Source organism: Methanospirillum hungatei, assembly GCF_019263745.1.
In the GTDB taxonomy this organism is placed as follows: Archaea; Halobacteriota; Methanomicrobia; order Methanomicrobiales; family Methanospirillaceae; genus Methanospirillum; species Methanospirillum purgamenti.
Map to the genome: position 1 here is coordinate 1,320,456 of NZ_CP077107.1, position 26,728 is coordinate 1,347,183.

The 26,728-nt window shown below is 43.7% G+C and carries 24 protein-coding genes and 2 tRNA genes; 8 read left to right on the forward strand and 18 right to left on the reverse strand.

All coding sequences use genetic code 11. The features are described 5' to 3' along the window. Window positions 1–13: 13 nt before the first annotated feature. Window positions 14–367: an STAS domain-containing protein gene (locus KSK55_RS06195; protein ID WP_214420557.1), complete on the reverse strand. Its 354-nt coding sequence runs from the start codon at window positions 365–367 to the stop codon at window positions 14–16. 172 nt (window positions 368–539) lie between these two features. Here KSK55_RS06195 and KSK55_RS06200 point away from each other — a divergent pair, with 172 nt between their 5' ends. Beyond that, window positions 540–2,201 (forward strand): MBL fold metallo-hydrolase, encoded by a 1,662-nt coding sequence (locus tag KSK55_RS06200; protein WP_372238745.1) that lies wholly within the window; start codon window positions 540–542, stop codon window positions 2,199–2,201. Here the strand turns inward: KSK55_RS06200 and KSK55_RS06205 are convergent. Together KSK55_RS06205 and KSK55_RS06210 are read right to left on the reverse strand one after the other, a co-directional pair. Beyond that, a complete protein-coding gene (locus KSK55_RS06205) occupies window positions 2,178–4,289 on the reverse strand; it encodes a SpoIIE family protein phosphatase (RefSeq protein WP_218608588.1) in 2,112 nt (703 codons plus the stop codon). The genes KSK55_RS06200 and KSK55_RS06205 overlap by 24 nt on opposite strands. Then, a complete protein-coding gene (locus KSK55_RS06210; RefSeq protein WP_218608589.1) occupies window positions 4,286–4,780 on the reverse strand; it encodes a protease inhibitor I42 family protein in 495 nt (164 codons plus the stop codon). Before KSK55_RS06210 ends, KSK55_RS06205 begins: the two co-directional genes overlap by 4 nt. Window positions 4,781–4,883: 103 nt before the next feature. Here KSK55_RS06210 and KSK55_RS06215 point away from each other — a divergent pair, with 103 nt between their 5' ends. The 3 genes from KSK55_RS06215 to KSK55_RS06225 all read left to right on the forward strand — a co-directional run bounded on the left by KSK55_RS06215 (window position 4,884) and on the right by KSK55_RS06225 (window position 6,172). Further along, complete coding sequence (locus KSK55_RS06215) at window positions 4,884–5,618, forward strand: proteasome assembly chaperone family protein (protein WP_218608590.1); 735 nt, start codon at window positions 4,884–4,886, stop codon at window positions 5,616–5,618. A gap of 5 nt (window positions 5,619–5,623) precedes the next feature. Further along, a complete protein-coding gene (locus tag KSK55_RS06220; protein ID WP_214420552.1) occupies window positions 5,624–6,019 on the forward strand; it encodes a DUF473 domain-containing protein in 396 nt (131 codons plus the stop codon). 78 nt (window positions 6,020–6,097) lie between these two features. Further along, a tRNA-Arg gene (locus KSK55_RS06225) sits at window positions 6,098–6,172 on the forward strand. A 27-nt stretch (window positions 6,173–6,199) separates the two neighbouring features. On the opposite strand, the gene KSK55_RS06230 is transcribed toward KSK55_RS06225, so the two are convergent. The 9 genes from KSK55_RS06230 to KSK55_RS06270 form a co-directional block, all read right to left on the reverse strand. Continuing rightward, window positions 6,200–6,979, reverse strand: a complete 780-nt coding sequence (locus KSK55_RS06230; protein WP_218608591.1) for a hypothetical protein — start codon at window positions 6,977–6,979, stop codon at window positions 6,200–6,202. A gap of 72 nt (window positions 6,980–7,051) precedes the next feature. Beyond that, complete coding sequence (locus tag KSK55_RS06235) at window positions 7,052–7,480, reverse strand: NusA-like transcription termination signal-binding factor (RefSeq protein WP_214420550.1); 429 nt, start codon at window positions 7,478–7,480, stop codon at window positions 7,052–7,054. A 9-nt stretch (window positions 7,481–7,489) separates the two neighbouring features. Beyond that, window positions 7,490–7,777, reverse strand: a complete 288-nt coding sequence (locus KSK55_RS06240) for a 50S ribosomal protein L30e (RefSeq protein WP_218608592.1) — start codon at window positions 7,775–7,777, stop codon at window positions 7,490–7,492. A gap of 11 nt (window positions 7,778–7,788) precedes the next feature. Continuing rightward, window positions 7,789–9,750 carry a DNA-directed RNA polymerase subunit A'' gene (gene rpoA2 / locus KSK55_RS16710; protein WP_372238735.1) on the reverse strand — a complete coding sequence of 654 codons (1,962 nt, stop codon included), beginning with the start codon at window positions 9,748–9,750 and terminating at the stop codon, window positions 7,789–7,791. Then, window positions 9,750–12,410, reverse strand: a complete 2,661-nt coding sequence (locus KSK55_RS06250) for a DNA-directed RNA polymerase subunit A' (protein WP_214420548.1) — start codon at window positions 12,408–12,410, stop codon at window positions 9,750–9,752. Before KSK55_RS06250 ends, rpoA2 begins: the two co-directional genes overlap by 1 nt. A gap of 14 nt (window positions 12,411–12,424) precedes the next feature. Beyond that, window positions 12,425–14,245 (reverse strand): DNA-directed RNA polymerase subunit B, encoded by a 1,821-nt coding sequence (gene rpoB, locus KSK55_RS06255; protein ID WP_214420547.1) that lies wholly within the window; start codon window positions 14,243–14,245, stop codon window positions 12,425–12,427. After that, the gene (locus tag KSK55_RS06260) at window positions 14,245–15,801 is read right to left on the reverse strand and encodes a DNA-directed RNA polymerase subunit B'' (protein WP_214420546.1); all 1,557 of its coding nucleotides are present in this window, start codon (window positions 15,799–15,801) and stop codon (window positions 14,245–14,247) included. The genes rpoB and KSK55_RS06260 overlap by 1 nt, the downstream gene beginning before the upstream one ends. A gap of 18 nt (window positions 15,802–15,819) precedes the next feature. Continuing rightward, complete coding sequence (locus KSK55_RS06265) at window positions 15,820–16,071, reverse strand: DNA-directed RNA polymerase subunit H (RefSeq protein WP_214420545.1); 252 nt, start codon at window positions 16,069–16,071, stop codon at window positions 15,820–15,822. Window positions 16,072–16,135: 64 nt separating this feature from the next. Then, a tRNA-Lys gene (locus KSK55_RS06270) sits at window positions 16,136–16,209 on the reverse strand. A gap of 280 nt (window positions 16,210–16,489) precedes the next feature. On the opposite strand from KSK55_RS06270, the gene KSK55_RS06275 reads away from it, so the two are divergent. Continuing rightward, a complete protein-coding gene (locus tag KSK55_RS06275; RefSeq protein ID WP_218608593.1) occupies window positions 16,490–17,665 on the forward strand; it encodes a hypothetical protein in 1,176 nt (391 codons plus the stop codon). Window positions 17,666–17,700: 35 nt separating this feature from the next. Here KSK55_RS06275 and KSK55_RS06280 read toward each other — a convergent pair whose 3' ends face one another. After that, a complete protein-coding gene (locus KSK55_RS06280) occupies window positions 17,701–19,290 on the reverse strand; it encodes an FMN-binding glutamate synthase family protein (protein WP_214420543.1) in 1,590 nt (529 codons plus the stop codon). 264 nt (window positions 19,291–19,554) lie between these two features. Between KSK55_RS06280 and KSK55_RS06285 the strand changes: the two genes are divergently transcribed. Beyond that, entirely contained in the window at window positions 19,555–20,073 is a 519-nt protein-coding gene (locus tag KSK55_RS06285; protein ID WP_250545234.1) for a ferritin, read from the forward strand. A gap of 23 nt (window positions 20,074–20,096) precedes the next feature. On the opposite strand, the gene KSK55_RS06290 is transcribed toward KSK55_RS06285, so the two are convergent. Beyond that, window positions 20,097–20,834 (reverse strand): hypothetical protein, encoded by a 738-nt coding sequence (locus KSK55_RS06290; RefSeq protein WP_218608594.1) that lies wholly within the window; start codon window positions 20,832–20,834, stop codon window positions 20,097–20,099. A 74-nt stretch (window positions 20,835–20,908) separates the two neighbouring features. On the opposite strand from KSK55_RS06290, the gene KSK55_RS06295 reads away from it, so the two are divergent. Both KSK55_RS06295 and KSK55_RS06300 read left to right on the forward strand, forming a co-directional pair. Beyond that, window positions 20,909–21,247: a hypothetical protein gene (locus KSK55_RS06295; protein ID WP_214420540.1), complete on the forward strand. Its 339-nt coding sequence runs from the start codon at window positions 20,909–20,911 to the stop codon at window positions 21,245–21,247. 47 nt (window positions 21,248–21,294) lie between these two features. Then, window positions 21,295–22,158, forward strand: coding sequence for a hypothetical protein (locus KSK55_RS06300; RefSeq protein ID WP_218608595.1), 864 nt, complete (start codon window positions 21,295–21,297; stop codon window positions 22,156–22,158). A gap of 42 nt (window positions 22,159–22,200) precedes the next feature. Here KSK55_RS06300 and KSK55_RS06305 read toward each other — a convergent pair whose 3' ends face one another. The 4 genes from KSK55_RS06305 to KSK55_RS06320 are packed head-to-tail and all read right to left on the reverse strand — an operon-like array spanning window position 22,201 to window position 26,717. Next, complete coding sequence (locus tag KSK55_RS06305) at window positions 22,201–22,866, reverse strand: ArsR/SmtB family transcription factor (protein ID WP_218608596.1); 666 nt, start codon at window positions 22,864–22,866, stop codon at window positions 22,201–22,203. Then, window positions 22,859–25,609, reverse strand: coding sequence for an alanine--tRNA ligase (alaS, locus tag KSK55_RS06310; RefSeq protein ID WP_218608597.1), 2,751 nt, complete (start codon window positions 25,607–25,609; stop codon window positions 22,859–22,861). Before alaS ends, KSK55_RS06305 begins: the two co-directional genes overlap by 8 nt. 38 nt (window positions 25,610–25,647) lie before the next feature. Then, window positions 25,648–25,983, reverse strand: a complete 336-nt coding sequence (locus tag KSK55_RS06315; protein ID WP_214420536.1) for an SWIM zinc finger family protein — start codon at window positions 25,981–25,983, stop codon at window positions 25,648–25,650. Then, on the reverse strand, window positions 25,980–26,717 hold the full coding sequence (locus tag KSK55_RS06320) for a Nif3-like dinuclear metal center hexameric protein (protein WP_218608598.1): 738 nt from the start codon (window positions 26,715–26,717) through the stop codon (window positions 25,980–25,982). Before KSK55_RS06320 ends, KSK55_RS06315 begins: the two co-directional genes overlap by 4 nt. Window positions 26,718–26,728 lie beyond the last annotated feature (11 nt).

The window sequence follows — 26,728 nt, forward strand, 5'->3', positions numbered from 1 at the left end:
AGATAGAAACGCATTATTTAGTCTGTAATTTTTCAATAGCCTGATCAACTGAGGAGCATATTGGAAAAAGACGATCAAATCCTGTCATTTTAAACACTTCACCGGGACCAGCCTGTAGATTGGATAGAGCAATAATCCCTCCACAGGATTTCACCCGTTTGAGTGCTGCAAGAATGACACGAAGACCAGAACTACTGATGTAACTTAAATCACTCATGTTTAGCACCATGCTTGTAACACCGGAGTCGATCTTCTTTCCAAGTTCTCCCTCAATTTGTGAAGAGGTCGCGGCATCAATTCTCCCAGATATGTCAAGGATTGTGACTCCAGACACTTCGCGCTCGCTTACGGCTAGATTTCCTTCCATTCGTTTATCAACTCTTCATCTGTAACAGGTCAATTCTTATATATGAAGTCCATTGCATGGAATTTATGACTTGTGAAATAGAGATCATTTCCTGGAGGAAGGAAAAATTCCCCTGAAAAATGAAAGCTGGAATAATATCCCTGGCATGAATGGCGGACGGATTTTTCCATTTATGCGAAAGCCGGATGTTACATGTTCTAATGTTTTCATCATTGATATCGGGGCTTTTACGGTACTTATTGATACAGGTGTATCGCGGGGTCTCATGGATTCCATTTGTAAGGTGCTCGCTGAGCTCAGTCAGGATAATCAGAAACCAATTCTCATAATATTTAGCCATACACATGTTGATCACATATATCTTGGCCTCGTTGACCAGAGATTTCAAAATTATGGGAAGGTATTCTATGTTTGTCATACATCAGGATCTGATCTCCTAAAATCCGGTGATCAAAAATATACACAGGCAGAGCTTGTGGGGATCCCAATACCCTCTCTTTGTGTAGACATCCCACTATTTCAGAAAAATTTAGATCTTAAGGGTCTGTCAAATATTCCTGAAATCGAAATAGAACACAAGCACTATCAATTATCTGACTCAGTGTCATTAGAATGCGTACGTTTTATCTTTCCGAATAACCAATGCATCAGTTTTTGGGAGGTTCCTGGACATTCTGCTGACAGTATCGCAGTTCAGGCAGGATCTCTCCTGCATGTTGGGGATATTCCTTTCGCTACTAGTCCCGGAATAGCTGGAGTGCCGGGATGGAATCCAAAAGAATTATCCAGAACGATAATTCGGCTATCATGGATCATACTGAACCAAAAAATTTCAATAATCTGTCAGGGCCATGGAAATGCCTGTACATCAGATGAATTGAAAAAGAATCTTATGAATCTTCAGCAAGATTTGGATGCGATGCCAGAAATCACGATGTTTGACAAAACCCGATTGTCAGGGGCATTATTACATGCAACAGACCTCATCGATGAAGCTCATCGGATCCTTCCCATTCTAGCCGGGAGAATTATGCTTCTTCGATACCGTCTTGAAGAACTGGAAGAGGATGATCTTGCCCGGAACCTTGAAAAGATCCTTCCAGATGAAGAGATTGATAAAATACTAGTACAATTTTCCCGCTACTATGATAATTTCAAAAGTGGATTACGATGTGAGTACCAGGTTATCTTAAAAGCGATTCAGACATTGCAGAAGATCAAGTCATTTCTCTCGGGAAATAATGTTGAAAATATCATTGATTCATCTCTTCTCAGGCGTACTCTACAACTTTTTTCAGATCTTCTATCCTCAATTCAGGGGAACATTCCAACCGGCTCTCTCTCATTCGTCAATCCTGTTGATTTAATTCAGGATGTTGCTCATCGGAGGTCCTCTCATATGATGAGTGATGAGGAAATTCTACTCAAGGCAGACGATGAAGACGAATTTAAAAAAGTGCTCGTGTGTAGGTTGGCAGAATATCAAAACCTTTCGGACATTAAAATTACTATCGACTCTCCAATAGATCCTCAAACCATTTATGCAGATTCAGAACGACTTTCAGATTTTTTTAGTGTCCTCATTGACTACTATTACACGTATGGTGCAGATGAAGCGCACATTACGATAAATACTCTACCAGAATTTGTCCTTATCAAAATTGCTCCAAATGGTGCTTGCTTTCAGCCATGCCTTCCTCTCTCCCGTGCCATGATCAGATCAATCAAATATGCAGGCGGCGAACTTGTTAAAATTCCCGGAAAAGAATCAGAAGAGATGGTTCTTAAGTTTTCAACAAAAGACCCATCACTAACAGGCTCGAATCAGAATTAGAGTAATATCATCTGATTGAGGCGTTTCTTTCGTGAACTCCTTTATTGATTCTCTGATCTTTTCTATAAGATCAGGAAGTTTTCGATCCCGGTTATTTATCAAAACTTCAGAAAACCTCTCCATACCATACTCTTCCCCATCTTTATTCATCGCTTCAGTGATACCATCAGTATACAGTGCGACAAAATCTCCTTCCTTCAAATCAACGGTGACTGAGGCAAGATCAATACCATCGATTATTCCAAGAGCTATACCCTCAGCTTTCAGAAGTGTGATGTCATTTTTATTCTCCCTCGTCAACATGAGCGGAGGATTATGACCAGCATTCACGTAGGTAATTTTCCGGTGTTCTGAATCGATTACCAGATAGAACAAGGTAACAAACATGCTTGCTTTTGAATCACGGCAGATCAGTGAGTTTGCTTCAGTTATCGCAGATGCCGGATCACTTTTCCAGGTAGCACTCACCCGAATCAGAGTCCTTGATAATGCCATAAACAATGCAGCGGGAACTCCTTTTCCGCTCACATCAGCAATAACAAGCCCCCATTCATGATCTCCAACCGGAATAAAGTCATAAAAATCACCCCCAACTTCAAGGGCTGGGCTGGAAAAAACGGCAAGCTCCATACCAGGAATATCAGGCACTGAATCAGGGAGAAAACTCTGCTGAATTCCTTGTGCGATCTCCAACTCCCGGGTAAAACGTTCTTTCTCTGCTGTTGTACGCCGTAATTCAAGAATATAATTTCGAAGATCGCCCGTCATCTTGTTAAAGACTCCGGCAAGTTCTTCAAACTCATCACCGGAATTAATCGTCACCGGAGTCTGAAGATCACCAGTACCAATTCTTTTGGCCCCTTCACTCAAAATTCGGACAGGCCCGGTAATAAATTTCGAGAAGAATATCGAAATGCCGGTTACTCCAATGAATAACAGGATAAAACTGAGTATCAGAACTGTCTGTAAAAAAGACATCTGGTGAGTGATGTGAGTATGAGTCTCTTCGCTGGCATTTCGAATAACACTCCCTGTTATCTGGGCTGGTGCAATGACACTTTCAACCGGCAAAACGAGACCGATACTCCAGCCAACACTTTTAACCGGTGCATATGCAATGTATTTGTCGCCTTCCTCAAACCGGCACCTGCTGACACCTGAAAAACCCTGAGTCATTTCAGTTGCAATCTTCCGAAGATCTTCATTGGTACTCTGAAGAAGATTTTCGGTCTCATATGATTCGTCCCATCTGGTAGCACCTGCAGTAAGCCCGGGACGAGAAATGATGTCTCCTCTCTGGTTAATCAGGAATGCATACCCATTTTCACCAAGCTGCGTTGTGATGATACGGTAATTGATGGTTTCAATGGTAATATCCGCTCCCATCACCCAGGTCTGATTGTGTACTGGATCTTCAAGAGCTTTTGAACAGGTTATGGTCAGACCATTTCCAAGTACATCAACATAGGGATCAGACCATGTCAGAGTTTTTTTTGCCAGTGCATCTATAAACCAATCTCTTGAACGTGGTTCAAATGTCGCGTCAACTCTTGGAGTCCATGGAAATATAATTGTGATTCCTGATGAGGATGTTACATACAGGGCAGTCAGCCGGTTATCTGCATGGAACAGTGGATTGAATACCGCCTGAAAAGAACTGATACGGTCAATTTCATCACGGACATCGTTTAATTGCACCTCAGGAGAGAGATGAATTACACCGGCTTCACCAGGTTTCAGAGGTTTATTGTCTTTTGTATACCACTGAACAGGAGTGGTATTCGAACCTTGTATTATCTCTCTCCCATATGCATTGATGACATTCATCTCTGAGATAATCCGTTCAAATATCATGTCGGTTATCTCTGCCTGATCAGTCGCTAATCGGAGAAGATAGATCTCGGCATCTTCTTCTAGTGCGGTGGTGCTTTCCCCTATTGCTTTTTCACCTAGTGCCTGACTTGAGCCGGTTGCATAATTCCCCAGATTATCCATCATTATCCAGGAAACTCCTCCAATTACAAGAAAGATAATACTAGTGAGCAGGATCATTACCAAGAGCAGTTTTGCTGCAACTCCAAACCTCATAGTACCTCTGTACTTTGGCTCATATCTGCATCATCAACAACAATGACATTCAGTCTTTGTTGAACAATCTCCTGATTCCAGGAAGTGGTTCTGGGTCGCAAATTTCCCATAAACATATGATCGCCAGGAGCTATTGCTTTGACCATCCATTGTCTGGTTCCTGATACTGCAACCGGCATATCTGGGGGATAGGGAACATACCGATCACCAGTTACAAACAAACCACTTGTGACAGAAATTCTCCAGTATCGCCCATCTTCCGGAGTCCAGGGATATGAAACTAGCATCGTTCCATTCAGGGGAAGAGTCACCTGCATAGAATTTTCATCTGCATAGATATCCGGCGGATTGGTAAATGCTTCTGGACGAATAGTATAGCCAGCGTTTGTCTGTACACACCCAGAGGAAATCAGAAAGAAAATACAGATACCAATAAAAAAGACTATTTTGAGGTTAATTTTTTTCTTCCGAAATTGAATTTGATGAAACATCAGTCTATGAGAATTTCGTTTTCATGAGATAAGTACCGTTTCATATACTATCTTGAGATGGAATGCGACAGACCTATTTCCTTAATCTTCCTATCATTGTATTATGACCACCAGCCAGATACCTGACGTTATTGTTCAGGCACGGCCACTCACTTCCGAAGGTTCGGCAATATTGATTGGATTTCCGGGAAGTGGTCTTGTAGGGAGTATTGCACTCTCATACATGGTTGATAAGCTTGGCTTTGATTCGATTGGAACTATGACCAGTAAGTATTTTCCTCCAATGGCTATGATGTCAGAAGGGGTCATTGCAGTTCCAGTGCGGATTTATGAGAAAGACAAATTAGTAGCTATCCTTGCAGACATACCAATACACCCTCAGATATGCTATGAAGTGTCTAACGCCATCCTTGACTGGCTCACTCCCTTTAAGATTTCAGAGGTAATTACTCTGGCAGGTATCATAACGAATGAACCTGAAAAACGCGTTTTTGGTGTAGCAACTGATAAAACTCTCCTCGATCGGCTAGGAGAATCTGCGATAAGACTTCCAATAGGCAGTATTTCTGGTATCGCAAGTAGTTTGCTAACCGAATGTAAGATTCGGGGGATTCCCGGAATTGGACTACTGGGTGAGACAATTAATGCACCGGATCCAAGAGCAGCAGCAAAAACTATTGAAGTCCTCAATGTATTGTACAATCTTGGAATAGAAACAACGGGACTCATCGAACAGGCAGAAGAGATAGAAGCACAGATGCACAGACTTGCAGAAGATGTCCAGACCGCTGAAGAACAACCGGTCAGGAAAGAACAGCAACTGCCAATGTATGGGTGATAACCATGGAATGTATTGCACTCACAGGGATTTTTCCCCAGGTTATCGATGAACTCAAAAAAGGAATACCACGGACAGTTGAACTTACCAGTGCCCATAATGTGATATCACTTGCACAGGTAAATCCAGGTTCGCAGATATTCATGACAACCGTGGATTGTGAAGATCTCTCTGTAGGAGACTCAGGAATTGTAGTCGAGATACTATCGGTTGCAATTACTATGAAACATACCGTTGAATCGGGACATGGTTACCATATCATGGAGCGCGAAAAATTATCAGCACGGTGTAAAGTAAAATATCTTTCAAACTCAACCATTCGTGCTAATGTTACCAGGTGTTCCATAACCGAGCCAAGAATCGTCGATGTTGTCAGGCCGGTCGCCTTTCATGCAGGGTAAATAACCCCTCCCTCATGTTTGATTGACACGCTACTATTATCAGGTATGGATGTAAACAAAATAAGGCACATCTTTTATGGGCCTGTGGCTTAGCCAGGATATAGCGTCGGGCTTCTAACCCGAATGTCGGGGGTTCGAATCCCTCCAGGTCCGCTAATTTTTTTAAAAAAAAGTTCAGGATTATATCATCCTGCTTATGTGAATTACCTCATCATAGAAATGATACATAGTGCCATCTATGAATGAGACATCAGCATATACCCGATCCATACAATTGTTTGTAGCTTTGAAATTTATCTCATCACCAATACTGTGACCAAGATCCATTGTCTCTTTTGATCCATCCGGACCTGTCCGGGTAACCTGTAAAGTCTTGATCATGTTTTGACCAAATCCTCCTCGGAACTGGACCTCAATAGTACTGATATCAGGGTTTACCTGAATGATAACAGACTTGTTAAACGGAATTTCCTGTACTGGGTCTGGTTTTAATGCAGGAGAGGCTGCTATCTCAGCGCACGGATCTATTGTTTCTGAATAGTCTGCTGGACATATGCCCCGGATGTATTGCATTTTTTCATTTAGAACAACGTAACTCATTCCATTTTTAAAATAAGCAGTTCCAATTACCTGATCACCACACCCTGATCCTCTCAAGGTAACAAAATCTCCAACATCATTTCCAATGGCTCCTGAGTCCTTCGAACCATCAGGATGGATTACATCGACCTGAATCTCCTTTAGCAGACTTTGTCCATGACCCCCTCTAAAAATTGCTGTTGTATACATCCCTTCCTGATTGAGTTGAACAGATACTGTCAGGTTAGCGGGGGGTTTAACAGTCTCAACAGGTATGGGAAAAACCCCGGTTTCAGATGTTCCTGACGAAAAGCCAGTGATTATTGTAACCAGAAGTGCTCCGCAGAGGACCCATTTCAATGTTCTCATATGAAGAGCCATATGAGAGAATCCTACTGCTACCTATTTCAAGATTTTGAAAGAAAAATGTGGGATGATTCCCAGGTAATCCGGTTATTCAATGATGATATTCTGAATATCGTGTTCACGGAGAGCGAGCATTTTTGTTCGGACCAGGTTTTTTCCTGATTTCCCGATAGCCCGTCCCCGATCTTCATCCCGGATAACAACATGAGCAATCTGATCCCCATGATAATCTGAAAACTGTACCTCTTTCACTTGAGCCGGATGAAAGCAGTTCCTGATGAACTGGGCTGGATCGTCAGAATACTCCACTGCCTCTATCCTTTTACCGAAGGATTCTGATGCCTTTTTAATATTGACGCCTTTTTTCCCAATCGCATATCCCATATCACCGGGATTTACTATGAAAATGAGACGATCATCTTCACCGTCATCAATAACATCGCGACTTCCTGCCCCGGTGATTTTTTCAAACTGGGCGATAAGTGCGATTGTTTCTTCATTCAGGACTACTCCCATGCAGCCTCGTTACCGGGAAAGGGTAAGAATGTCGGAGTCACCGGACTCTTCAATTGAGAGTGCGCTCACCATGAAGGGTTTACCACAGGCACGACCAAGCTGGACGCCAGATCCTTCATAGGTATAAGTCTTTACTCCGTCTTTTCCTGTAAGATAGCCAGCAAAATCAGCAGGGCAGTTTGCCGCAACTACTACAAGTTTTGCAGATCCCTTCTCAATGCTGTCCTTTGTTTCATTCTGACCGAGGATTACTTTCCCCGTCTTAATTGCACGCCTGAGCGATGTATTGAAATCCATATCAGATACCCCTATACTTTCTGCTTTACTACTAATTTAACATCCCCTGTTCCGAGCTGGATGGGTTGACCAACAATAACATTTTCAGTCACACCACAGAGGATATCAGCCTCATGAGCTACTGCTGCATCCAGGAGATGGTTCACGGTCACTTCAAACGCGGCACGGGAAAGAACTGATTCCTTCTCTCCGGCGATACCGTGACGTCCGATCTGCTTTACTTCACCTTCCATGCACATCATATCTGCAACCAGCATGATGTGGCGCACATCAACCATGATACCCTGTTCACCAAGGGTTGCAAGTGCTTCATTGATGATGGCGTTTCTGGCTGCTTCAACTCCCAGAACTTGTGAGATCTCATTAATGTTGTTGGTCCTGGTCCTGGTTGTATCAACACCCCGGATCGCAAACACATCTTTCAGGTTGGAACCTTCAGTGTAGAGGATATATTCACCAGACTCTTTTCTGACCACCACACGCTCGATGTCATCAATACCCTGGACAATGACATTTCTCACATGTTCTTTCAACTGAAACAGGTTCTGATAACTCCCCCGGTCCTTTGGAAGGAATATGAGGAGACCTTCAGATTCATTGGTCTCAAAGTCAAAGTCACGATAGTGCCTTCGTTCCTTGATCTTCTTAGGTCCAATCTCCAGGATCTCCCGGACAGAGATCTTCCGTTTCTCACAGACCGCCTTGTTGACATGAACTACGATCTGCATATTTGCCATATCAGTAGTAATGTCTCCAAACTCCTGAAGCGGGGCCGCCTCAATCTGCCAGGATACCTGCCTTGCTTTGTCACGGTCGGTTGAATACCCCTCACGGAGGTAAATAGTCATGGTTGGTGTGGAGGGTTCTTTCCTCGCATCCATGATCTCAATCAGACGGGGAAGTCCTAAAGTAACGTTAATTTCAGCGACACCCGCGTAGTGGAAGGTACGCATCGTCATCTGGGTGCCTGGCTCACCAATCGACTGGGCTGCAACAACACCAACCGCTTCACAAGGCTCAATTCGGGTATGCTTATACTCCTTAACCATCTGGGCCAGGATTTTGGAGTAATGCTCATCGGTAACAATCCGAGCTGGTTCATTCAGACCATCTATCTCTCTGGCGATAATGATCTTGGCAAGGGTCGTGTTGGTCCGGTGCGGGAGGCCGATTGCAATCAACTCAAAAAACCGTTTTGACATCCGCTGGGTTACCTGTGGATGCTCTATAAGTTCATTGAGAGAAGTGAGATGATCCCGGAGTAATGCTCGGAATTTATCTTGCTCAAACCGGTTCAATCTCTCAAAGGCTGTAGCGTCGACCCAGTCAGGGATCTTGATCTCTTCTTCAGGAACAACCTTCCTGACTGTAAAGACTTCCTGCTCCATATCAGCCGGAAGCGGGAACGTCTCCATAATCCAGTCTTCAAAATCTCCCTTTTTAAGAAGATCAGTCAAAAAGACTGTATATTGTTTTTGGGTCAATCTGAAATTCGGATTCTCATCCCGCTTGATATCCTTAATCCGATCCTTGAGTATCTTCTCGATCCGCTCAGGGATAGATCCGATCTTCTCTATCGTCATCTGGTAATCAGAGAAGTGTTCCCTGACTTCCATGGCTTTTTTATCAAGGGTGGTGAGCCGTGGACGAGCTGTCGGAGTGATAATGGTCTGGGGAAGAACAACCTCCTCTTCATCATCAGATGAGGTAACAAGAGGAGTAAAACTATCCATCAGCCATTCATAGAATTTTTCTGCATGGATGAGATCTTCCATCTTTGCGATGAACATCTGGTCATCGATGGTATCTTCCGCCTCCTCATCCTCTTCCTTCATCCGGTACTCTACCATCTCGATGAGAACTTCACGAATGTGTTCTGGAACATCATCCGGAAATTTCTTTTTTACTTTATGTTCATCAAAATAGCGGAGTACCGCTGCTGCTGCTTCGGAGGGGATATTCAGCTCTTCCATTAAATCTCCTCCTTGAGGATGTTACTCACAATTCCTTCAACATCCACCGGTTCACCAAATGAACTCTTCATTGGATCAGTTGAGTCTTCACCATATTCGAACTGGATAATTCTTCCTCCGGTGGTTCTGACAGTCATATCATATGCGACTTTCAGATCCTGCAATGCATTTATCATCCGGCGCTGGAGATAACCAGACTGTGATGTTCTGACTGCAGTATCCACAAGACCTTCACGACCTCCGATTGCATGGAAGAAGAACTCTGTCGGGTTCAGGCCGGACTTGTAACTGTTCATAACAAATCCGTGAGCCATTGCCCCCCGATCATCTTTCTTAAAGTGAGGGAGAGTCCGGTCTTCGTATCCTCTCATGATACGCTCACCACGAACTGCCTGCTGACCAACACAACCGGCCATCTGTGTCAGGTTCAGCATAGAACCTCTGGCACCAGAGACAGCCATGACAACCGCAGAGTTGGACAGACCAAGATGTCGGCCTGCAATCTCTCCCGTGTTATCACGAGCTTTGCCGAGCACCTGCATGATCTGCATCTCAAGGGTTTCTTCCGGAGTACGGCCAGGCATGGGCTCTAGCTGACCGTCCTCAAAGATCTGAATACGACGCTCAACGTCCTGAGCAGCACGTTCAAGAACCTCCCGTATCTGACCGTAATCGCTTTTTGACAGATCTTCATCATCAATCGCAAAGGTAAATCCGTCATGCATAATTGCACGGATAGACAGCCGGGTCATGTCATCAATAAACCGTGCTGCTCGGGCATATCCATACTGACGGATAATACGGTGAAGGATGGCTCCATCGAACGCACCGACTGCTTTCTTATCAATAACTCCGGATGTTAACTCACCATCAATGATCTGGACATATGCATCACGCTCACAATCAATACGCTGACATTCGTCACACCCTTTACAGGATGATGCACGGAAGACCATGTTCAGATCATCAGGGAGAATTTTGGAGAAGATCTGTTTATTGGACCAGTATGAAATCCCGTTCTCCACTCTTCCTGGTTCTCCCAACCGATCAATTTTATTATTTTTCAGGAGATCAATGGTTTCTTCCTTGGTAAACCACCGGAGCGTGTGTGTCAGAAGGAAAATACCAGAAATGTGGTCGTGGATACCCCCGATAATCGGTCCACCAAAGCGGGGTGAAAGAATATTCTCCTGCACCGCAGCAAGCATGGCCGCTTCAACCCTGGCCTCCTCAGTCTGCGGAATATGCAGGTTCATTTCATCACCATCAAAATCCGCGTTATATGGTGGACAAACTGCCGGATTCAGACGGAATGTCTTGCCATCCATGAGTCTGACCCAATGGGCCATGATTGACATGCGGTGAAGAGATGGCTGTCGGTTAAAGAGCACAATATCTCCATCACGGAGATGACGCTCAACAATCCATCCGACTTCTATCTGGTCAGCTACAAAGTCAAGGTTTCCGTCATCAGTTCCGGTACCTTTCACCAGACGAATACGACGCTTATCAGGTCTGATGACGTAATTTGCTCCACACGGCGCCTTAAGGTTAGGACGTTCCGGCCCAACCCTGACGATCCGACGGAGTTCATCAATATTAAAGACCGTAACCTGCACAGGGATGGTCATCTCATTTGCAATCTTCTGTGGGATACCTACTTCATTGACCGAGAGGTTTGGATCCGGAGAGATGACAGTACGGGATGAGAAGTTCACACGCTTACCAGACAAACTTCCTCTGAAACGCCCGTCTTTTCCTTTCAGACGCTGGGAAAGAGTCTTGAGTGGACGACCAGACCGGTGACGTGCAGGCGGACAACCAGCGACCTCGTTATCTATATAGGTGGTCACATGGTACTGTAGAAGTTCCCAAAGATCTTCGATAATCAGCTGAGGTGCTCCTGCATCCTGGTTTTCTTTGAACCGTTGATTAATCCTGATGATATCGACGAGCTTATGAGTCAAATCGTCCTCGGAACGCTGACCATTCTCAAGGATAATGGATGGGCGCATGGTGACCGGAGGGACCGGAAGCACAGTCATAATAGTCCATTCAGGACGGGCAACACTCCCGATGATACCAAGTTTCTGCAGATCATCATCAGGAATCTTCTCAAGACGAGCCCGGATATCAGCCGGGGTAAGTTTGTTCTCTACCTTCTTTCCCCGGTCGTCAGTAGTAATTTCTGCAAAAGTGGTGGGTTTTTCGAAGTTAATCTTGAGCTGCTGCTCACCACAATGAGGACATATACGCTCCTTTTTAACATCCTTTTCACTGACAGAGTCAGTACCCATCTCTTCTTCAGGTCCGATGATCTTTTCAATCTCTTCATCAGACAGGAGAAGACGTCCACACTCACGACAAGTAACACGGAGCAGTTTTCTGATTAGTCTCGTATATCCTACATGAATGACAGGCTTTGCAAGTTCAATGTGACCAAAATGTCCTGGACACTCTCCTGCTTTTTGACTGCAGGTTTTGCACCGGAGACCAGGATCAATCACACCAAGATGTAGATCCATGAGACCCTGGGGATAAGGGAACCCATCATCATCATAGGTATCAGCCCAGATGATCTTCCTGACACTCATCTGTCTGATTTCTTTCGGGGAGAGGAGACCAAACTCAATCTTCCCGATCCGTTTAGGACTTGGCATTGTTTCTCTCCTCCTTATACAACATCCTCAAGATTGAGACGGGGAGCGATAGTCATACTCTTCATCTCATCGAGGAGCAGTTTAAATGCATATGACATCTCAACGGGGTAAATGTCTGTTTCACTGCCACAATTCAGACAACGGGTGATATTCTGCTTCCGATCAAGCATAGCTACCATACCACACCGTGCACACACGAATTCGGTGACCTTATCGGATTCTTCTAGCAGACGCTCTTTGAGAGCCATGGCAGCACCATGACCAATCATGACATCACGTTCCATTTCTCCGAAACGCAGACCTCCTTCACGGGCACGACCTTCTGTTGGCTGACGGGTAAGCACCTGAACCGGACCTCTGGAACGGGCATGCATCTTGGATGAGACCATGTGGTAAAGTTTCTGATAGTAAATAACGCCAACGTAGATATCAGCAAAGAACCGTCTTCCGGTGATGCCATCCCACATTGCTTCTCTGCCAGTATGAGAGAATCCAAACTTTTTCAGTGATGCACGAAGATTCTCTTCACGTTCTCCCGAAAAAGCAGTGCTGGAGATACGACGACCTTCTAAGGATCCTACTTTCCCTCCAAGCATCTCAAGCATATGACCGATGGTCATACGAGACGGGATTGCATGTGGGTTAATTACAAGATCCGGGACCATACCTCCGGCAGTAAAGGGCATATCAACAGATGGAGTAATTAATCCAACCACTCCTTTCTGCCCATGCCGGGATGCAAACTTGTCACCAACTTCTGGAACTCGAAGATCACGGGTTCGGACCTTCACAAGTTTTGAGTTGTTCTCTCCTTCAGTCAGGATAACGGTGTCAACAATACCATGTTCATTTGACCGCATTGTAACGGATGTATCACGGCGTTTTTCCACAGTTATTAGTTCTGATGTTGGTTCTTCGAGGAAACGAGGTGGTGAAGTCTTTCCGATGATTACATCTTTTTCTTTGACAACTGTCTCAGGGTTGATGATACCATCATCATCCAGATTTGAATAATAATCTGAACCATGAGCTCCCGTCACTTCCTCATCAGGAACCTCAATCCTGTCAATCTGACCTCCCGGATATCGGCGTTCCTCGCCTTCGTATGTTCTGAAAAAGTGTGAACGGCCAAGACCTCTGTCTATGGACGCTTTGTTGAAAATAAGTGCATCTTCAATATTATATCCTTCGTAGGAGAGGATAGCGACAACAAAGTTCTGTCCTGCAGCCCGGTCATCTGAACCAATCACATCAGAAGTCTGCGTATATACCAGAGGCTTTTGTACATAATGGAGCAGGTGACCACGAGTGTCTGGCCGGAGTTTCATATTTGCACAGCCAAATCCAAGTGCCTGCTTGACCATTCCTGCCCCCATTGTAACACGGGGAGATGCATTATGTTCAGGGAATGGAACATGAGCTGCACCGATTCCCAGGATAAGCGAGGGATCAACTTCAAGATGAGTGTGGTTCGGAGTAATATCTTCAGGCTTTATTGCAATCCGAAGATCTTCTTCCTCTTCTGCATCGATGAGTTCAATATAACCTTTTTTTATGAGATCGGTAAATACGATCTCTTTATTTTTAAGTTTTTGAACTTCTTCATCAGGAACGGTAGGGATCCCATTTTCAAGCACAATCAAAGGTCTGCGTGCCCGACCACGATCGGTATGGATGATAATATCCCCATTAAATTCCTTGTATGAGCAGTTCACCTCGGTTGAAATGACACCCTGGCGACGCATGGACCGGATTTTTGCAACCAGTTCTTTTGGATCATCTACAAGTCCGATTAATGCTCCATCAACAAATACCCGTGACTGAGTTGTAATCATCAGATCTCAACTCCGATTCTCTCTACTCCCATTCCATAGAGCATGCGAACAATTTCCTCATCAGAATGAACACCTTTGCTTATCTCAACCATCTGTGCAAAGTTTTTCACCAGACCACAATTTGGTCCTTCAGGAGTTTCACTCGGACAGATACGCCCCCATTGGGTCGGATGCAGATCACGAGCTTCGAAGTGAGGCTGGGATCTGGAAAGAGGAGATATTACTCTTCGTAAATGAGAGAGAACACTCATGTGATCCACACGATCCAAAAGTTGTGATACACCAGTTCTTCCACCAACCCAGTTCCCTGTTGCAAGTGGATGGAGGAGACGTTCGGTTAATACGTCTGCACGTACTGCTGTCGCAATGGAAAGATCACGATGTCTCATACTTGCACGTTCAAGCTGATACTTGACATCACGGGTCAACCGGTTCAGAGAAATACGGAACAGATCTTCCATCAGATCACCTGCCAGTTTGAGTCGCTTATTAGCGTAATGATCCTTATCATCAATACGCCGGCGATTCAGAACCAGATCAAAACATGCTTCTGCCATACGGCCCAGGAAATGTGCTTTTGCAAGCCGGACAGAATGCACAATTCTCATACATTCTTCATCCTCCTCATTTACAGTCCGAGGCATCAGGTAATTCAGATGGGGAAGCAGATAATTGTCCAGTACAAATTCAGCACGTTTTCGTTGATAGTCACGAGTCTGATTTGGAGCCAGTTTTTTTCCGACATACATGACTCCACACTCAACAGTTTCACATTCACTCTCCTCAAGATTCTGCATCATGAAGGTGAGTATTTCCTCATCAGTTGAGACAGCACGGACAACATCAGCATCACTGGTCATACCAAGTGCCCGCATCATATCAACGAAACGGAGATGACCTGCAACAGACGGGAAGGTTACTTCAAGCAGATTTTTTCTGTTCCGCTCAACTACTACAAGTGCTCGATAACCACGGAACTGTGAAAACACCTTCGCTACATAGATACGTTCATTGTACCGCTCGGTGTATTCTGTCATGATCTTGTTTGAAGCAAGATCCTCGAGCGTCATAAGGACACGCTCAGTCCCATTTACGATAAAATAGCCACCTGGATCAAGTGGGTCTTCTCCGTGTGATGTCCGCTCCTCATCAGTCATCCCATACAGGTTACACGCAACAGAACCCACCATAATTGGAAGTTGACCAATTGTTGCAGTAACCGGTTCATGTCTGACTCCTCCCTGAACAAGAGTCAGATCTAACTGAATCGGAGCTGCATAGGTGATGTTACGAAGCCGTGCTTCACCAGGATACAATTCAGACTGAGATCCATCTGCTTCACGGACAAGTGGTTTTAAAATTTTCAGGTCTCCAAGTTCTACAGAGACCGGTTCGTTCCCTTTTCCTCGTGTTTCGATATCAGTTTCAATTACACGCTGTTCATCAACAACCTTCTGAAGATTATTGATAAGAAAATGGTTGTAAGAGTCTAACTGATGTCGGGCAACATGTTCACGGGAAAAGTAAGCCTGGGAAAGTATACTAAGGTCTATCAACAGATCAGCCCCGGAAGGTTATTTTTTCGGTCGCCTTACAACCAGTCGGTATGCTTCAGCACGGCCGGCGGTCATACTTTTTCGGACGATTTTGATAACGTCGCTAATTCTTGCCCCTATCGCTAAAACTGCCGGATCATCATGATAAATCTTCGGCAATTGCTCAGGTCCGATCTGGTATCGAGCAAAAAGAGTTTTTACGTCTTCTTCGCTCATGATACTATGTTCTGGTACCATCTCATGTTTCAGTACGTTCAGCTCGGCGGTCACGCCATACCCCCTGGAAACGCGTTTCGGTAAAAAGTCTGCACAAAAGACCACAACTGTCGTGGAGCGGGCTCGAGGGGATTTGAACCCCCGACCACCTGGTTAAAAGCCAGGCGCTCTGCCTAACTGAGCTACGAACCCTGTTAGTCACTGCTTTGCAGCACTATTAGAATGATGTTTTTAGATATAAATGTATCCACTACTTTTGTCACTCTTTGAGTTGGATTACATAAGGGATCATAATATCTTCACTCATAACCCACGATATTAAAAATCAATACCTGCGCGGGAATAACATATATCAGTCTTCATGGTCTAGTTTTAAAGGAATTGTCCTTCTCCAGTTCTGGAGATAAATAATCAGGATGATTTTTGTACAATACCATACCCAGCGGAATATGGAGGAAAGTGTCATTACATAATGGACAATCTCGCCGAATGGATAGAATCTCACCAAAAACTTTGTCAGCCCCGAAAAGAGCATGCTCAGCGGGCCTTAAGGCATCTCTCAAAGGTTGAAAAGAAAAATCTCTTCTCTGATGAGATTTCTTACATGCGGTCTGCAGAAGGGCGATGGTTTGAGATGATCGCCTATGAACTCTTTCTTGATATTGCTGGTAAGACCGATGCGATAAAGACAGTTGTCCTGAAAGGTGCTGATGTGAGGGGAAAAAACCCTTTCCCAGCACTCGGTCAAAATGGTTTTTATTACTCAAGAAACGGCGATATTACCATCAGGGGAAATGGTCAGGATCTTGCTGAATTTGATCTTTTGATGACGAAACCTGATGGATCAGTAATATTTGTTGAAGTAGTTACATCTCCGTCAGATCTGAAAGATTTTCTCCAGGAAATATATTATAAAAAACAGGTTATCAGATATCTGTTCAATCAGAAAGCAGTTACTTTTATCCTGGTCACATCCTTCCCACTTACAAATTACAAAGGCGGAAGAAAAGTACTCGGATCAGAAGAACATATTTCATTGTGTACCCGATCATGTGACAATTTCAGGAAACATATTTCGGGTAGTTGGAGCAAGCAAGCTCAGAAACCCATTTATCCACCTGGAAAGACATGTCTCTCAACCGAACTTATCACATCAGCTCCCTTTCCTTACAAGCAGTTCCATGATATGGAACGGGAGTGGGTATTCACTCACCTGGTTGATGAGGGTGCTATTGATCTCCCTTCACCGTATCGAACGCACACACTTGTAAAAAAGATCCTGTTTGGTCGTCTTTTCCCATCAACGATAAAGCGACTCTGTGAACATTACCGTTTTGTCTATAAAGATAAGGAATATGATGCTGAAGAATTGCAGGCCAACTTCTCAAAAATAATCCTCGCCGCCGATATTCCTGATTACAGTCCGCTTATCTACCTGAAGCCACGTCAAAAAAAGGAATATTATAAAATGGTCTATGATGGTCAGGGAACATTCAAATATGAGCGAAAAACTCCACCAAAAGTGGGATTTTATGTCTGGCTTGAATCCCTCGAACCTGAACTCGGATCACATGTAACAATAAAATTAATTGAGGCATTATCCAGGTATTGTTTTTCTGCTCCGGTAAAGCAGCCACCCGGATCATAAAATTTAAAAAAAAAGGATTGTTAAAATTCTCTATTTTATTCGAGAAGTATATCCCAGGCCTGGTCCCGGTATGCTTCCATGACATATGGAATACCAGATACTTCTGATGCTTCTGGGGTAAGGGACATGAGATCATTTCTGGAAACTGATTTCAGGGAGAAGTTTCTGCTTCCTGCCATGATCTGCTGCATTCCGGTTCTGAATTTCTGGGCATAGGTGTAAATACCAAGTGCACCTGCCGGAATTTCGCTCATACGGTTTCCGTATTTTTCTTTCAGGGTTTCATAGGTGACAAAGAGCTCAGGGATGCTGGATCCATATTTGGAAACGGTTTTTGGAAGTTCACCATTCTTGATCCATTTCTCAATGTTCTTGCCTACCATTCCCGGAATCATGAGAGCACGACCCATACAGACAGCCTTGAAGTATGGAGCACCCATGGCGATTGCCTTGAATGCATTTGCTTCATCTGCAAATCCTCCGGCGATTGCAAGATCAGGTACACGCATTCCTTTTTTCTTTAATGCCTCTGCCATCTGGTATGCAAGTGACTGGATATAGAAGGTTGGAATACCCCACTCGTTCATCATTGGCCATGGGCTCATTCCGGTTCCTCCCGGAGCACCATCGATAGTCAGAAGATCAATCTTGGCTTCTGATGACCACCGGATTGCCATTGCAAGTTCCTTCATGGAATATGCTCCGGTCTTCAGGGTTACCCGTTTAAATCCGATACCCCGGAGTCGGTCTACTTCCTCAAGGAATCCTTCCTTAGAGACAAAACCAAGACGTGAATGACGCTCAAATTCCTTGATAGCTCCATCCTTGAATGCTGCAATATTATCAGCCCGGGTTGGATCTGGAAGAACGATATATCCACGTTTTTTAAGTTCCTGAGCTCTTTCAAGATTCCTTACCTTAATTTCACCACCGATACACTTGGCACCCTGACCCCATTTCAGTTCAATGGTCTCAAGGTTATGCTTGGAAGCAACATACTCTGCAGTTCCGAGCCGGGTATCTTCCACATTCATCTGAACGAGAAGTTCTCCAAAGCCCTCGTGGAATTTCTTGTAAATATTGATCCTGCGATCCATTTCAGGTGATGAAACGACCTTACCATCTGAACCAAGTTTCAGTTCAGGATCTACACCACAGACATTTTCTCCACAAACTAAAGTAACACCTGAAATTGCAGCTCCGATAGCAAAGTGCTCCCAGTTGATTCGTGCAATATCAGTAGAGCCCAGAGCACCGGTGAAGATTGGTACGCGCATCTTTACTTTGATGTCCCACCCATACTCGGTTTCTGTGTTGACATCCTCAAAAACTGCTGTATCAGGATTTGCAGACACTCCATCCGGAAGTCCATTTGCTCCGCAAGCATAGCCGTGAATATTCAGATGAGAGTAATCAATCGGGTAATTCTTGTCTGCCCCTGCAGTGACCTCACCAAAAGGCCCGGGATACAGAACTTCTCTTCCCCGAAACGATGCAAGCCATACATCACAGGCTCCTTTACACCCGTCCACACAACGGGAACATAATCCGGACATTGGAACAACATCGCGTGAGCGATTTACTGTTCCAACAGCCTCATTGGAATTTGGACGTTTAAGATTCATGGTTACTTCTCCCTGTGCACAGAATGTTATCTGTACCGGATAAGATGGTCCGGTTATATCCGAACAAGTTATCTTTCTTTGTGAACAGTATAATCCCTTTCCTTCCGTCACTCTTAAAATATATATGGAAAGTCTTTAAGTCAAACGTAAGAAGGAAGTAGATTGTCCCTGTGACTCCGATGCACCCGCATCTTGAAATATTTGAAGGTACAATTTGCACACATGCCCCCAAGAAAAAAGGTAAATGTAGCCCCAACAGGTAGCATGAACCCAAAAATCGAAAAAGCGTTAAATGAACAGATTAACGCTGAACTATATTCCGCATACCTGTATCTTTCAATGTCGTCATGGTTTGACGCAACCGGTCTGAAAGGATTTTCAAACTGGGAACGAATTCAGGCAATGGAGGAACGGGATCATGCAATGAAAATATTGGATTATCTCCTCGCCAGAGGTGGTCGTGCTATCATGACACAGATAGATACACCCCAAAGCACCTGGAAAGATGCAAAAGATGCATTTGAAACACAATTATCCCATGAATTGAAAGTAACAAGTCTCATTCATAGCCTGATGGATCTTTCCATTGCAGAAAAAGACCATGCAACGGTAAATTTCCTCCAATGGTTTGTTAATGAACAGGTCGAAGAAGAAGAAAATGCACGAACTATTCTTGATCAACTCAAGATGATTAGTGTAGAAAAAGGGGTTGGTCTTTTGTATATGCTGGATAAAGAACTTGGAACCAGAACATATACTGCTCCGAATACATCTGACTCCTAAAAATTTTTAAAAAACACTTGATGTCATTGAACCTCTACCTGAACTGATGGATCAAAAGGATTTGTCCTCACTGCAAGTGAATACAGGTACGGGTAATTTTTGTTCAGATATCCCATATAATGGACCCATTCGAATGTAAGTGCCTTATAAACCCTGCCAATATCCCCTGCAAGATGAATCCGATCTGAAGTACTGACATGAGATGGATCAGAACGATGTCCAAGTTCTGCAGTCAGATGAAATGCTGCCTGTAATAAAAAGGTAAAACTCTGATGTTCCAGCATGACCGGATTTTCCATGAGACGAAGCAGAAAATTTCTCTTTTTTTGAAGAAAATCATGTATTTCCAGAAGATCCAGCTGCTCAGGTTCGAGTTTAAAATGATGTTCGGCTACAACACGCTGCATTACCCGCTCATCTGGTCGCTCTTTCCCCTTAAGTAAAAAAGAATCCCCAAAGTTGTGTTTATCAACATCAGCGGGAATAATTCGCCTGAGCAGATCATTTCCAACTTCAGTAAAAAATAAACCAATCACAATATTGAGTTTTTCAAGTCTGGCATTTCTGGCGCGTCTTGAAAGTAATTCGTTTATTACCAGTGTAACAAGTAAAACGTTGATGAAAAGAAATCCAAAAGAGTTGAAGATGTATTCTATTGTTCCTGGGACATTATCTATAACGGTAAGTTTTGTCATATACACAACTGCAGAACAACTAACCAGAATTATCCCAAGTCTGGCCTGCCACGGAATTACAACCATGAGTATTCTTAGGTTCTCCGGATGCATTACCTCTCTTACAGAAATAATAGGATAAAAGACTCAAATATACAGATATGCCACGAGAGTTATCTGAACGGGATATTGCACTTTTAAAAATTCTTGCCCCTGAATTTTGTGGAGAGTCCTGTACAGGTTCAGGAATGTTTTATCGTTCCATCCTCCCTCCGGTTGCGAATCATTATGCATCTGATGCTGAAGATTTTCGTCTCCGGATAAGCAGATTAGATGCTGATGATATTGAGTACCTGGTAAACCTTGTGATGTCCGGAGAAGAAAGTCTCCATTGCATTTCGCCTGAATATTATGAAATACTAGAGAAAAAAATTGCAGAACTTCTCGGTGATACTATTGCACGAAGAGTTGCGGGTTTTTATGCTATGTCCTGTGAATAAGAGATTCACCCACTAGCACAATATACCAGCTCATCAAATTTCTATATATGAAACGATACCCATTATTTTTCACCATCACTCTCCTGATGCTGATTTGTATCGCGTATCCGGTACAAGCATATATTATCACCATTGATGCCCCGAAAACCATGATTAAGGGAACTCCATTAACTGTTACCGGAAGCACGTCCTTTCCTGAGGACTCATATTTTGATCTGGTACTCTTTTATTCAAAATATACAGCAGGAGAAGTAGCACGAACACGGGTAATAGTAGATAAGACACAGGTATTCCGTGTTGATTTTGATACCCGCAATCTTGAAAAAGGTCAATACAAAGTAGAAGTTCATAATGTTGTTTCAGACAATGAATTGTTTGTAGAACGACAACTGGGATCTTCTTCAGTAGTAAGAAAAATTGTTCAGATTACTGACAGATCTGATGAAATAACACTGACATCTCCTCAAAGCCAACAAATTGCACAGGCATTAACCATTTCTGGCAGAATGAGAGGAATTGGCGATGGGGTGCTTACTGTTCGGCTCTTTGGGCCTTATGAATTTATGCATGGCCCACAACAGGTCATTACAAAGAAAGGATTTGCAGATAACTCTGGAGAATTTTCAACCACAATACCTGTTCCTTCCTCTGGAGAGTACCAGGCAAGCATATCAGATAAATCCGGATATATCGGTGAATATACATTTACCGTATCAGATCCATCACAATCCGAGGGAACAGCTCTGACAACTGAACCAACAGAGGAACCAACCAGTGCACCTACACCAGTCATTACACCAGAAACCATAATAGCACCTCCCAGCCCGACTCCAACACAATCATCATTTCCCTTTATTAGCCTGTTATCAGCGATTATCGGAGCAGTATTTATTCTTAATAAAAAAGACTGAACAAAAAATTACAGAAAATTTTTTAGAGATATGTCTTTTCAATTAGGATTTTTGATGATAATCGATGAAAATCCCAATAAGGACAACCAGAACTGCCCCTATGAGTATACCCAAAGCAAGATCTGAAAAATAAAAAAGGGGCTCAATGAACGTTTCAGTAATCGGGGTTCCCATAGCCAAAGGTGCTGGAGCAGCTTCCATGGTTTGCTCCATTGCAAATGAACCAGTATTCATCACCATTTTAGCAACTCCATCCCCGGTTGCAGAATCTGATGAAGAAACTACTCCCCAGGTTTTGAAATTATTCACATATGCAAGGATACACGCCACTGCCAGTGGAAGTGAAAGTAATGTTGCGCATCTGGTCAGGACTGTTTTTATATCATGTTTTTTGGATGAAACTATGAGGACCTGATCAATAAGCCGGTATACTTTCATTTCCCGGCCTTTCACGCTATACCGGGTTTTACTCACTTCTATTAGACCAGCAGAGGCTAAGTTTTCAAGATGATACATAACCGTTGAAACCGGGATCTGTAATTCCTCGGCCAGTACCATTGCGGTTACCTCCCTCCCGGACATTGAAGATAGAATTTTTCCTGCCGTTTCACTAGCAATTGCTTTCCCGATAAGCCGGGTCTGCTCATCTTCCGGTGAGAGCAGCCTGACTTTCTGGGTTTGTTCTGAACTTATCTGATCATCAGACATGGAGTGCAGTTTTAATGAAATTCTCACCGGTTGCAAGTGCCTCATCTATCTTTGATGTGTCTGGACCTCCACCTTGTGCAAGGGTTGGTTTTCCTCCACCTTTTCCACCAAGCACTACACATACCGATGCGATAAGATCACCAGCTTTGATATTTTTGTTACCGGATGAAACAACTACACGGGCAGTCTCGCCACCAGCAACAAGAACCGCAATCCCACCTTTATCTGAAATACCTGTTGCAACTTTTACCAGTTCAGGATTTGGAAGATCAAGCCGCTTTAAAAGGACTGATACACCATTGTAATCAACAGTCTCCAGATTTTTTAGTTCCATCTCACTGATTCTGGCAGAAAGACGTTCAATCTCCTTTCTTTGTTCTTTCCACTCCTCAAAGAAACGTTTTGAAGTTGCTGGAAGAGCATCTACCTGTACAGAGAATGCTTCAGCTGATTTGTTCAGAATATCTTCCTGGTGGTGTTTATGTTGTATTGCGGCTAATCCTGCAGCAAATTCAAGACGTTCCACACCATCCTGAACATGTTCTACACGAATTATAGTAATTGTTCCAACATCACCAGTTTGGGCACAATGAGTTCCTGCACATGCTTCAATATCGCCCGCTACTTTCACTACCCGGATGCGGGATCCAGGAGGGACACCTCCCTGGTACAGACAGAATCCATATTTTTGTTCCGCTTCTGTCCGGTCTTCCCAACCAATCGTCGTTGCGGTATTTGCCATTACAAGCCTGTTTGCCACAACTTCGATCTTTTTGAGTTCTTCAGGACTGATGTGTTTATAATGCCTGATATCAATTCGAGAACTATATTCTCCTTTTTGTGCACCAGCCTGATGAATATGAGCCCCAAGGACTTCTTTTGCAGCATAAAGAAGAATGTGTGTTGCAGTATGATGTCTCATCAAAGACAGCCGACGATCTTCATCAAGTATTCCACGAAGAGTATCTCCTTTTCGGACGATACCTCCGGAAATACGGTGAAGGATGGATTCACCAAGTTTTAATGTATCACTGACTCTGACGGTAAGACCATCGGGTGTCAAAAGCAGTCCGGTATCTCCTGGCTGGCCACCACCCTCAGGATAGAAGAGAGTCTGGTCAAGAACGACATATTCATTATCAAATATCTCAAGGACTCGTGCTTCAAACTCCATGGATCCCGGACGTTCATAATAGAGTTTTTTCGTTTCAGGAAGATGGGCTAACCGATCAAGATAATCAAACAGTGGGTTTTTCTCCTGCACCTGTTCAGATTCAGAATGCATGTCTGCAATCCGGGAGTAAAAATCATCCGGCAGATCAACTACAGCACCCTGTGCTGTTGCCAGATCGCGAACCATGTCTGGAGGAATTCCATGGGAATCGTAGAGCGTAACAATCTCTTCAAGAGGGATCTTTTCACATTTCTTTTTATACGTCTGGGCAAGACGATCTACCGTTCTTGCACCACGATCCATTGTTGTCCGGTACTTATCCACCTCACGGTCAACGATCTCCATGACTACATCAAGATCCTGTTCAAACCTTGGAAGCCCAATAATCTTCATCTGCCGCTCGATGAGATCAGATAATTTGTCATCAGGAAGATCAAGTTCACGCATCATCCGTAATGTCCGGCGAATAACAAGTCGTGCCAGATACCCGTCTTTTGCATTTGATGGAACAATACAATCTCCAAGCATGTACGAAAGACAGCGGGTATGATCAACGATTGCATATACACTCTCAACCGGAGCTATCATCTTTTCGAGTTTATCAACAGGTATTCCGATTTTATCAGCAACTTTTTGCCGCAGTTCATAAATCCGCTGTCCGGATATATCCATAAGACCTGCAAACTTTGCATTTTCTCCAAGAATACGGATAAAATCTGGATCATGCAGACGATGCCCAAATCCTGCTTCCTGCATGACATGGCTGACCATCTCAGGAAATACCGCATCATATATTGTTGGAGAACCCTGTGATGCCCAGACAAATCGCTCAAGCCCATACCCGGTATCTACAATCCGAAGTGTCATCGGATAATAGGGCGTCCCTTCAAGTTCAATTGGTGGTTTGTCTGTCTTTTGTTTACCAAGACTCATGAACACCAGAGTAGCAACTTCAAGGCCGCCAATAAGCACTTCAACACTCGGGCCTGCATTCCCTCCACCTATCCATGGGTGCTCTTTATAGGTCACCATCTCTTTGTTTGCACCAAGGGAGGTAAGCAATTGATCACACAGTTCAACAGTCCGATCTTTCCAATAAACCTCTTTCTCATCAGAGTTGAATGCATGGTGCGCCATCATTTCAAAACAGGTCAGATGACGACCAGACCGCCCGACAGAATCTAAATCATTCAGTCGGATACAGGGCTGTGAGATGGTGAGCGGGTTTGCTGGGGGTGGCACTACTCCACTCGTAACAAAAGGCTGAAAATCTGCTATAGATGCTATCGTAAGGTAGATATCGTCACGCCATCGTGCAGCTACAGGATACCGATCAATTCGTGTATGTCCTTGTTTTTCAAAGAATGAAAGATATGCTTCCCGCATCTCATCGACAGTATGGGGCCTGAAGATAGGATTTCCAATAAACTGGTATGGTTCACAGGGAGCATCCCCGCACACGGTCCGATCAGGATCCCGGGTCCAGAATGCCTTTCCACACGAAGTACAAATGTTTCGAGTGAGACCTTCGGACCTGAAATATTCAAGTTGATATTCATTTTCCATCATGAGGATTGCCTGCGATGCCTTAGATATCCGCTTGTATTCTATATGGGTGTAATTCCCTGATCTTTCAAATCTTCATAATACCAGAGATCGATAAGTTCGTATCTCCCGATAGCACGGGAAATCAGAACGGCTAAAATATGAGCACACATTCCACCCCGATGAAGAAAATCATCACATGAACAGTAATTACCCTCGACCACATATTCCCCGGTTTCACCAACAACCACAAAAAAATCCCGATATCGTTTAACCCGGTCATGATCAATTATTTCCAGGGCTTTTACTCCACGATTACGGTAAAATCCACCTATCCGTCTTCGCATCCGCTCATCGAGAACATTGGTATCATACAAATCATCAAGAGGAGTAATCATGCATGTGTGAGCAATTGGGGAGGATCATCAATATAGGTCCATCCATATTTTTCTGCCAAAACGCGCATTGAGGGAGATTCAAGAGCATAATGAGTTGATTCCAGAAGAGGGATGGGTGATGATCGAAATACTGAATGACGAAGTTCTGCTGAAAGAAATGCATCAGCTCCAAGTCGTGTCGCTTCATGGATGATGTCTATATCAAATCCTGATCCCGCTACAATAGCCAATCGCCTTATGGAATGAATTTTTCCCCATATGCGTAAAGGAGCATGAAGTTTTTGAGTTATTTCTTCTAACGTTATTGAACATGTTCCAACGAGCCCAAGTGACATTGGAGTTGTATCAGTGAGCCCAAGTATATCAGCCAGAATGTCATTTACGCCTCCAGGTGCATGATCCCAATTTGTATGCATCACATAGACATTCAGACCAGAGCTTAAAATTTCAGATAATAAAAGGGCATTATCACCATTGATACGAGTCAGCGGATTCCATATAGGAGTATGATGTGCTACCAAAAGGTCAGCATTTTGAGCAATTGCAGCCCGGACAACTGTAGGAGTAACATCAAGGCAGGTATTTATTCTATTAATTTCATTTTTTCCTTCAACAATTAATCCAATTCTACCTGAATCAAATGGCTCTGCAAGTTCAGGAGGTGCTAATCCTTCAAGAATTTCGATAATCTCCTGACGTGAATGACCCTGATGAGATGGATGGATCTTTTCCATGTATTGAACTG

Coding starts and splice junctions, on each gene's coding strand:
- KSK55_RS06195 (WP_214420557.1), bottom strand. CDS start 367: ATGGAAGGAAATCTAGCCGTAAGCGAGCGCGAAGTGTCTGGAGTCACA.
- KSK55_RS06200 (WP_372238745.1), top strand. CDS start 540: ATGCGAAAGCCGGATGTTACATGTTCTAATGTTTTCATCATTGATATC.
- KSK55_RS06205 (WP_218608588.1), bottom strand. CDS start 4,289: ATGAGGTTTGGAGTTGCAGCAAAACTGCTCTTGGTAATGATCCTGCTC.
- KSK55_RS06210 (WP_218608589.1), bottom strand. CDS start 4,780: ATGTTTCATCAAATTCAATTTCGGAAGAAAAAAATTAACCTCAAAATA.
- KSK55_RS06215 (WP_218608590.1), top strand. CDS start 4,884: ATGACCACCAGCCAGATACCTGACGTTATTGTTCAGGCACGGCCACTC.
- KSK55_RS06220 (WP_214420552.1), top strand. CDS start 5,624: ATGGAATGTATTGCACTCACAGGGATTTTTCCCCAGGTTATCGATGAA.
- KSK55_RS06230 (WP_218608591.1), bottom strand. CDS start 6,979: ATGGCTCTTCATATGAGAACATTGAAATGGGTCCTCTGCGGAGCACTT.
- KSK55_RS06235 (WP_214420550.1), bottom strand. CDS start 7,480: ATGGGAGTAGTCCTGAATGAAGAAACAATCGCACTTATCGCCCAGTTT.
- KSK55_RS06240 (WP_218608592.1), bottom strand. CDS start 7,777: ATGGATTTCAATACATCGCTCAGGCGTGCAATTAAGACGGGGAAAGTA.
- rpoA2 (WP_372238735.1), bottom strand. CDS start 9,750: ATGGAAGAGCTGAATATCCCCTCCGAAGCAGCAGCAGCGGTACTCCGC.
- KSK55_RS06250 (WP_214420548.1), bottom strand. CDS start 12,410: ATGCCAAGTCCTAAACGGATCGGGAAGATTGAGTTTGGTCTCCTCTCC.
- rpoB (WP_214420547.1), bottom strand. CDS start 14,245: ATGATTACAACTCAGTCACGGGTATTTGTTGATGGAGCATTAATCGGA.
- KSK55_RS06275 (WP_218608593.1), top strand. CDS start 16,490: ATGGACAATCTCGCCGAATGGATAGAATCTCACCAAAAACTTTGTCAG.
- KSK55_RS06280 (WP_214420543.1), bottom strand. CDS start 19,290: ATGAATCTTAAACGTCCAAATTCCAATGAGGCTGTTGGAACAGTAAAT.
- KSK55_RS06285 (WP_250545234.1), top strand. CDS start 19,555: ATGAACCCAAAAATCGAAAAAGCGTTAAATGAACAGATTAACGCTGAA.
- KSK55_RS06290 (WP_218608594.1), bottom strand. CDS start 20,834: ATGGTTGTAATTCCGTGGCAGGCCAGACTTGGGATAATTCTGGTTAGT.
- KSK55_RS06295 (WP_214420540.1), top strand. CDS start 20,909: ATGCCACGAGAGTTATCTGAACGGGATATTGCACTTTTAAAAATTCTT.
- KSK55_RS06300 (WP_218608595.1), top strand. CDS start 21,295: ATGAAACGATACCCATTATTTTTCACCATCACTCTCCTGATGCTGATT.
- KSK55_RS06305 (WP_218608596.1), bottom strand. CDS start 22,866: ATGTCTGATGATCAGATAAGTTCAGAACAAACCCAGAAAGTCAGGCTG.
- alaS (WP_218608597.1), bottom strand. CDS start 25,609: ATGATGGAAAATGAATATCAACTTGAATATTTCAGGTCCGAAGGTCTC.
- KSK55_RS06315 (WP_214420536.1), bottom strand. CDS start 25,983: ATGATTACTCCTCTTGATGATTTGTATGATACCAATGTTCTCGATGAG.
- KSK55_RS06320 (WP_218608598.1), bottom strand. CDS start 26,717: ATGGAAAAGATCCATCCATCTCATCAGGGTCATTCACGTCAGGAGATT.